General features: G+C 67.5%; 6 protein-coding genes. All 6 read left to right on the forward strand.

Going from position 1 to position 6,138, the window contains the following annotated elements:
• The first annotated feature begins 103 nt into the window (after positions 1-103).
• Positions 104-760, forward strand: a complete 657-nt coding sequence (locus RCO27_RS06830; RefSeq protein WP_309001878.1) for a GcrA family cell cycle regulator — start codon at positions 104-106, stop codon at positions 758-760.
• A 55-nt stretch (positions 761-815) separates the two neighbouring features.
• Positions 816-1,964, forward strand: coding sequence for a membrane dipeptidase (locus tag RCO27_RS06835; protein WP_309001879.1), 1,149 nt, complete (start codon positions 816-818; stop codon positions 1,962-1,964).
• Positions 1,961-2,857, forward strand: a complete 897-nt coding sequence (locus RCO27_RS06840) for a bile acid:sodium symporter family protein (RefSeq protein WP_309001880.1) — start codon at positions 1,961-1,963, stop codon at positions 2,855-2,857. Before RCO27_RS06835 ends, RCO27_RS06840 begins: the two co-directional genes overlap by 4 nt.
• Positions 2,854-3,780, forward strand: a complete 927-nt coding sequence (locus RCO27_RS06845) for an ornithine cyclodeaminase family protein (protein ID WP_309001881.1) — start codon at positions 2,854-2,856, stop codon at positions 3,778-3,780. Before RCO27_RS06840 ends, RCO27_RS06845 begins: the two co-directional genes overlap by 4 nt.
• A gap of 114 nt (positions 3,781-3,894) precedes the next feature.
• Positions 3,895-5,724: a calcium-binding protein gene (locus RCO27_RS06850; protein ID WP_309001882.1), complete on the forward strand. Its 1,830-nt coding sequence runs from the start codon at positions 3,895-3,897 to the stop codon at positions 5,722-5,724.
• A partial coding sequence (locus tag RCO27_RS06855; RefSeq protein WP_374990358.1) for a calcium-binding protein occupies positions 5,652-6,138 on the forward strand: 487 nt, incomplete at its 3' end. The genes RCO27_RS06850 and RCO27_RS06855, both read left to right, overlap by 73 nt.

Genomic DNA, 6,138 nt, shown 5'->3' on the forward strand with positions numbered 1-6,138 from the left:
TGATTCGGACGCAATTCGAAGGCTCGTCGCTGGTGGCGCCGCCTTCGGACATGAACGCCCTAATCAGGAAACCCGCGAAACCTGTTGAGGAAGCAAAGCAAGCATGTCGTGGACCGACGAGAGAATTGACCGGCTCAGGGAATTGTGGAGCCAGGGCGTCACCGCCAGCCAGATCGCCGACGAACTCGGCGGGGTCAGCCGCAACGCCGTGATCGGCAAGGCGCACCGCCTCGGCCTCCAGTCGCGCCCGTCGCCGGTGAAGCCCAACGAGCCCGCGCCGGCCCCTGCATCGAAGGCCAAGGCCGAGAAGCCCGCCGCGGCACCCAGGGCGGAGGCCCCGGTCCGGGAACCCCGATCGGAACCCGTCGCCCGCCCGGCCCAGCCCGCCCCCGCCCCCGCGGACGGCGCGGCCGAGAAGCCCCAGCCGATCGTCCGCTCGATCGGCCCGGGCGGCTTCGTCCGCCAGGGGCCGAGCGACCAGCAGGCGCCGATCCCGCCGGCGCCGCCGCGCCGGCTGGTGCCGGCCAAGCCGAGCCCGGAGATCGCCGACAAGACCAGCCTGCTCGATCTCAACGAGCGGATCTGCAAATGGCCGATCGGCCATCCCGGCGAGCCCGATTTCCACTTCTGCGGCAATCCGGCCAATCCGGGCTTCCCCTATTGCGTCGAGCATTGCGGCGTCGCCTATCAGGCGCAGCTGCCGCGCCGCGACCGCAAGCCGCCGCCGCCCCTGCCGTTCGGCGGCCCCCGAGTCCGATAAGCGCCTGCGCTGAGGATCCCTGGCCCAGCCGGGGCGCAGCTGTTACGCCCCGGTGATGACCGACACCCACCGACCTGACCGGCGCCTCTTCCTGCAGATGGCGGGGCTCGGCGCCGTGACGCTTGCGATCCCCGCCGCCGCGCAAGGCCAAGGGACCGACATGCTGATCGTCAATGCGCTCGGCGGCTTCGGCAATCCCAATGCGGTGCGCCAGCCGGGCGCGATCCAGGGCACCCGCCGACGTGAGATCGAGGCGCGGATGATCGCCGACGCCAAGGCGTCGGGCATGAACGCGGTCAACGTGACACTGGGCTATGTTTCGGGCGACATGGACCCCTTCGAGCACAGCGTCCGCGAGATCGGCCTGTGGGACGCGCGGCTGCGTCGTCACCAGACCGACCTCATCCAGGTGCTGACCGCCGCGGACATCCTGCGCGCCCGTGAGGAGGGCCGGATCGGCGTCATCTACGGCTTCCAGAACGCCGCGATGATGGGCACGGACGCCAGCCGCGCCGACATCTTCGCCGATCTCGGCGTGCGCGTGATCCAGCTCACCTACAATCCCGCCAACCAGATCGGCGACGGATCGATGGCGCCGGGCAATCGCGGCGTCACGCCGTTCGGCCGCGAGGTGATCGCGGCGCTGAACCGCAACCGGGTGATGGTCGATCTCTCGCACAGCGGCGAGCGCACCTGCCTCGAGGCGGCCGGGATCTCGCGCCAGCCGATCTCGATCAACCATACCGGTTGCCGCGCGCTCACCGATCTGCCGCGCAACAAGACCGACGCCGAGCTGCGCCGCGTCGCCGAGCGCGGCGGCTTCGTCGGCATCTACTTCATGCCGTTCCTCAGCCCCGACAGCGTCGCCGAGCCGGCGGACGTCGTCGCCCATATCGACCATGCGGTGAACGTCTGCGGCGAGGACCATGTCGGCATCGGCACCGACGGCGGCACCACCGGCGTCGACGACATGGCGGCCTATCGCGCCCGCACCCGCGAGGAGATCGCCGAGCGCCGTGCCGCCGGCATCGGCGCCGCCGGCGAGACTCCCGACACATTGCCCTTCGTCGAGCGCCTCAGCGGCCCGGACCAGTTCCGCGACCTCATCCGGCTGCTGGGGCAACACGGCTATTCGACCGGGCGGAGCGAGAAGATCATGGGCCTGAACTTCGTGCGGTACGCGCGGGAGGTCTGGGGCGCATGAGCGAGGCATCGGTCGCCTTCTTCAACGCGACGCTCGTGCCGATCGGGCTGATGCTGATCATGTTCAGCATGGGCCTGACCCTGACGCTGCGCGACTTCGCCCTCGTCGCGCGCGATCCCAAGCTGGTCGCCGCCGGCTTCGGCACGCACCTGTTCCTGCTGCCGCTGCTCGGCCTCGCGATCGGCGCCCTCTTCCGCCTGCCGCCGGAGCTGGCGCTCGGCCTCTTCATCATCTCGATCTGTCCGGCGGGCACGACCTCCAACGCGCTGACCTTCGTCGGCCGCGGCAACGTCGCGCTGGCAGTGATCCTGACCGCGCTCACCAGCCTCGTCACCGTCTTCACCATCCCGCTGCTGCTGAGCTGGGCGGTGCCCTGGTTCCTGAGCAGCGAAGGGCGCGAGGTGCCGAGCCTTTCCGTCCCGACCACGATCCTGCAACTCGTGCGCATCACCGTCCTGCCGATCGCCGCCGGCATGCTGGTCCGCCGCTTTGCCCCCGAGGCCGCGCAGAAGATGGCACGCTGGCTGCGGCCGACCTCCTTCGTGATCCTGATCGCGGTGATCGGCGTCTCGGTGGCGGTCAGCATCGAAATGGTGCTCGAGCGGCTCGTCGCCGCGACGCCGGCGATCTGGACGCTGAACGTCGCCGCGATGGCGCTCGGCCTCGGCATCGGCCGGCTGATGGGCGTGTCGAACCGCGACGCGATGACGCTGGGGATCGAGACCGGCGTCCAGAACGTCACCCTCGCCCTGTTCCTGACCTTGACCGTCCTCGGCAGCCTGCCGCTCGCGGTCACCCAGAACATCTACGGCGTCCTCATGATCCTCAACGCCACCCTGCTGATCCGCTGGTGGCGCGCCCGGATCGCCGCCGAGGCGCCGGAGGCGGCGTGAGCCTCCGGGTCATCGGCGCGGCGGAGGTCGCCGAGCGGCTGACCTACGAGGCCTGCATCCCGCTGATGCGCGAGGCGATGATCGCCCTGTCGCAGGGCCGCACCCGCCAGCTGCTGCGCGGCATCATCGACCTCGATCGGGGCAACGCCTTCGGCGTCATGCCCGGATCGCTCGACGACGGACCGTTCGGCGCCAAGCTGGTCAGCGTCTTTCCCGGCAATGTCGCGACGGGCGGCCTCTCGCACCAGGGCCTCGTCCTGCTCTTCAACCCCGACACCGGCGCCCCGACCGCGGTGATCGACGCCGGCGAACTCACCGCGATCCGCACCGCCGCCGCCTCGGCCGCCGCCACCGACACCCTCGCCCGCCCCGACGCCCGCATCCTCGCCGTGCTCGGCACCGGCGAGCAGGCGCGCCGCCATGTCGAGGCGATCCGCCGCGTCCGCCCGATCGCGCGGGTGACGATCTGGGGCCGCGATCCGGACAAGGCGGCGGCGCTCGCCGCGGAGCTGGGCGCCGAGGCTGCCTCCGACGTGCAGGGCGCGGTCGAGCGCGCCGACATCGTCTGCACGACCACCGCCACCGCCGAGCCCATCCTGTTCAGCGACTGGATCGCCGACGGCACCCATCTCAACCTGGTCGGCTCCAGTCGTGCCGGCCCTGCCGAGATCGACAATGTCCTCGTCGCTCGCGCCCGCTTCTTCGCCGACCACCGCGACGGGGTTCTCGCCCAGGGCGCCGAATTCCTCAGCGCCAAGGCCGCCCGCCTGGTCGATGACGCCCATGTCCTCGGCGAGATCGGCGCGGTCATGGCCGGCACCCTCCCCGGCCGCCTCGGCCCGGCCGACGTCACCGCCTACAAGTCGCTCGGCAGTATCGTGCAGGACCTCACCGCAGCATATTGGCTCAGCTGCGAATCCTAGCCGCCGGCATCACCGGTCCAGGGTCGGCTCGGCGAGCCCCCGGGCACAAGCCTTTCCTTGAAGCCCCACAGCGATGGGTGTAACCCGCAAATCCCAATCCTGGAGTTTCCAAATATGGCGCGGTTCGAAGGCACTTCGGGCGATGACTTCCTTTCGGGAACGAACGAGAACGACATCATGGACGGGCTCGGCGGCAACGACGAAATCCAGGGCCGTGGCGGGAATGATACGATCAACGGCGGCACGGGCGCGGATGTTCTGGACGGGGAAGGCGGCGATGACATCCTCCGGGGCGGTGACGACAACGATCGGCTGACGTCCACCACCGGCGGCAGCGACCAGCTCTACGGCGAGGGCGGCAATGACATCCTCATCATGACGGTGCGCGACGTTGCGGCGGTCCTCCTGGACGGAGGCGATGGCGACGATGTCATTCAGGCGAGGATCGCAGCCGCGACGATCGGCGGCGGCGCCGGCAATGACACGATCTATTATTCGGGCGGCGCCTTCCAGTCGCTCGCCGGCACGATCGACGCCGGCGACGGTGACGACCGGATTACCTACGATTCGCCCGACGATCTGTTCACCCCGATCACACTTGGCGCCGGCTCGGACACCGTCAGGATGATCGGCTCCGGCGCCAGAATTGTCGATTTCACTGCCGGAACCGGAGGCGATCGACTCGATTTCAGCGCGTTCGGGCCCGATCCCTTTGGTTCGGGCCGATTCGAGGCACGACAGGAGGGCGCCGATACCTGGATCGTCGAAACCTCCACTCAGACCGTCTATGTGCAACTGCTCAATATCCAGGCAAGCAACCTGACCGCCTTCAATCTCGGGTTGGAGCAAATCATTGGCACGGGGGCGGGCGAGACTCTCACGGGCACGGATGGCAATGACGCGATCTACGGGCTCGGCGGCAATGATGTCCTTGAGGGGCTCGCCGGCAATGACACGCTCGACGGTGGCGAAGGCGCCGACGAGATGCGGGGTGGAGAGGGCGATGACATCTACTTCGTCGATAACGCCGGCGATATGCCCGTCGAGGTGGGCAATAATCAGGGTATCAATCGGGTCTATGCCAGCGTCTCTTATGTCCTTCCGTTTAGTGGTATCCAGTTTCTCTCCACGACCGACGACGCAGGGACGGACCCGATCAACCTGACGGGGTCCGATGACACTGAAGTCATTACCGGAAATGCCGGAAACAATATCCTCACGGCGGATTCCCTCGTCCAGGTCACTCTCATCGGCCTCGGCGGAGATGACACCTATATCGGCGCTGGAAGCACGGACATCATCGTCGAAGGACCTGATGGCGGCATCGATACGGTCATCGCGTCCAGCTTTACGCTTGCGCCGGGCGTGCATGTCGAGATCATTCGCAACCCGAACCCGACGTCGAATTTCGGCACCACGTTCCTGACCGGTAATGAGCTTCACCAGACGATCACGGGTGCCAGGAGCATCGACTTCATCGATAGTCGCGGTGGGGGCGATATCCTTATTGGCCTTGAGGGCAATGACACCTATTCAGTCCAGGCCGGGGACATTGTCGTGGAAGTGGCCGGCGGTGGCATCGATACGGTGCTGGCTAGAACTGATTTCGTGCTCAGCGCCGATGCCGTCGTCGAACGGTTCGGACCGGCCGACTATACCGCTCTGAACGGTATGACCATCCGGCTCACCGGCAATCAGTACGATCAGGAGATCTTCGGCAATACCGGCGCCAACTATCTCGACGGGGGTGGCGGCGCCGACGTGCTGAAGGGGCAGGCCGGCAACGACTTCTATTTCGTCGACGCCGACGACATCGTCCTGGAGCTGGGTCCGGAGGCGGAATCGACAACGTCCTGGCACGGACGAACTATGTGCTCGTCGCCGACACCCAGATCGAATTCCTTTCGACCACCGATCATTCCGGCACCGACAACATCAATCTGACCGGCAACAACTACGACCAGGCGGTGATCGGCAACAACGGCGCGAACGTCCTTCGCGGCGGGGGCGGGATCGACCAGCTGGTCGGGTTCGGCGGCAACGACATCCTCATCGCCGACAGCGACGACCTCGTCTACGAGGAGGTCGGCGGCGGCTATGACAATGTGTTCGCGCTGGAGAGCCTCGTCCTGACCGCCGGTGCCGCGGTCGAGATTCTGTCGACGACGAACCATGGCGGCACCGCGGACATCAATCTGACCGGCAACGAGTTCGGCCAGGTCGTGATCGGCAACAATGGCGCGAACGTCCTTCGCGGCGGGGGCGGGATCGACCAGCTGGTCGGGTTCGGCGGCAACGACATCCTCATCGCCGACAGCGACGACCTCGTCTACGAGGAGGTCGGCGGCGGCTATGACA

Origin of the sequence: Sphingosinicella sp. LHD-64, from assembly GCF_031157375.1 — a bacterium.
Taxonomy (GTDB): domain Bacteria; phylum Pseudomonadota; class Alphaproteobacteria; order Sphingomonadales; family Sphingomonadaceae; genus Allosphingosinicella.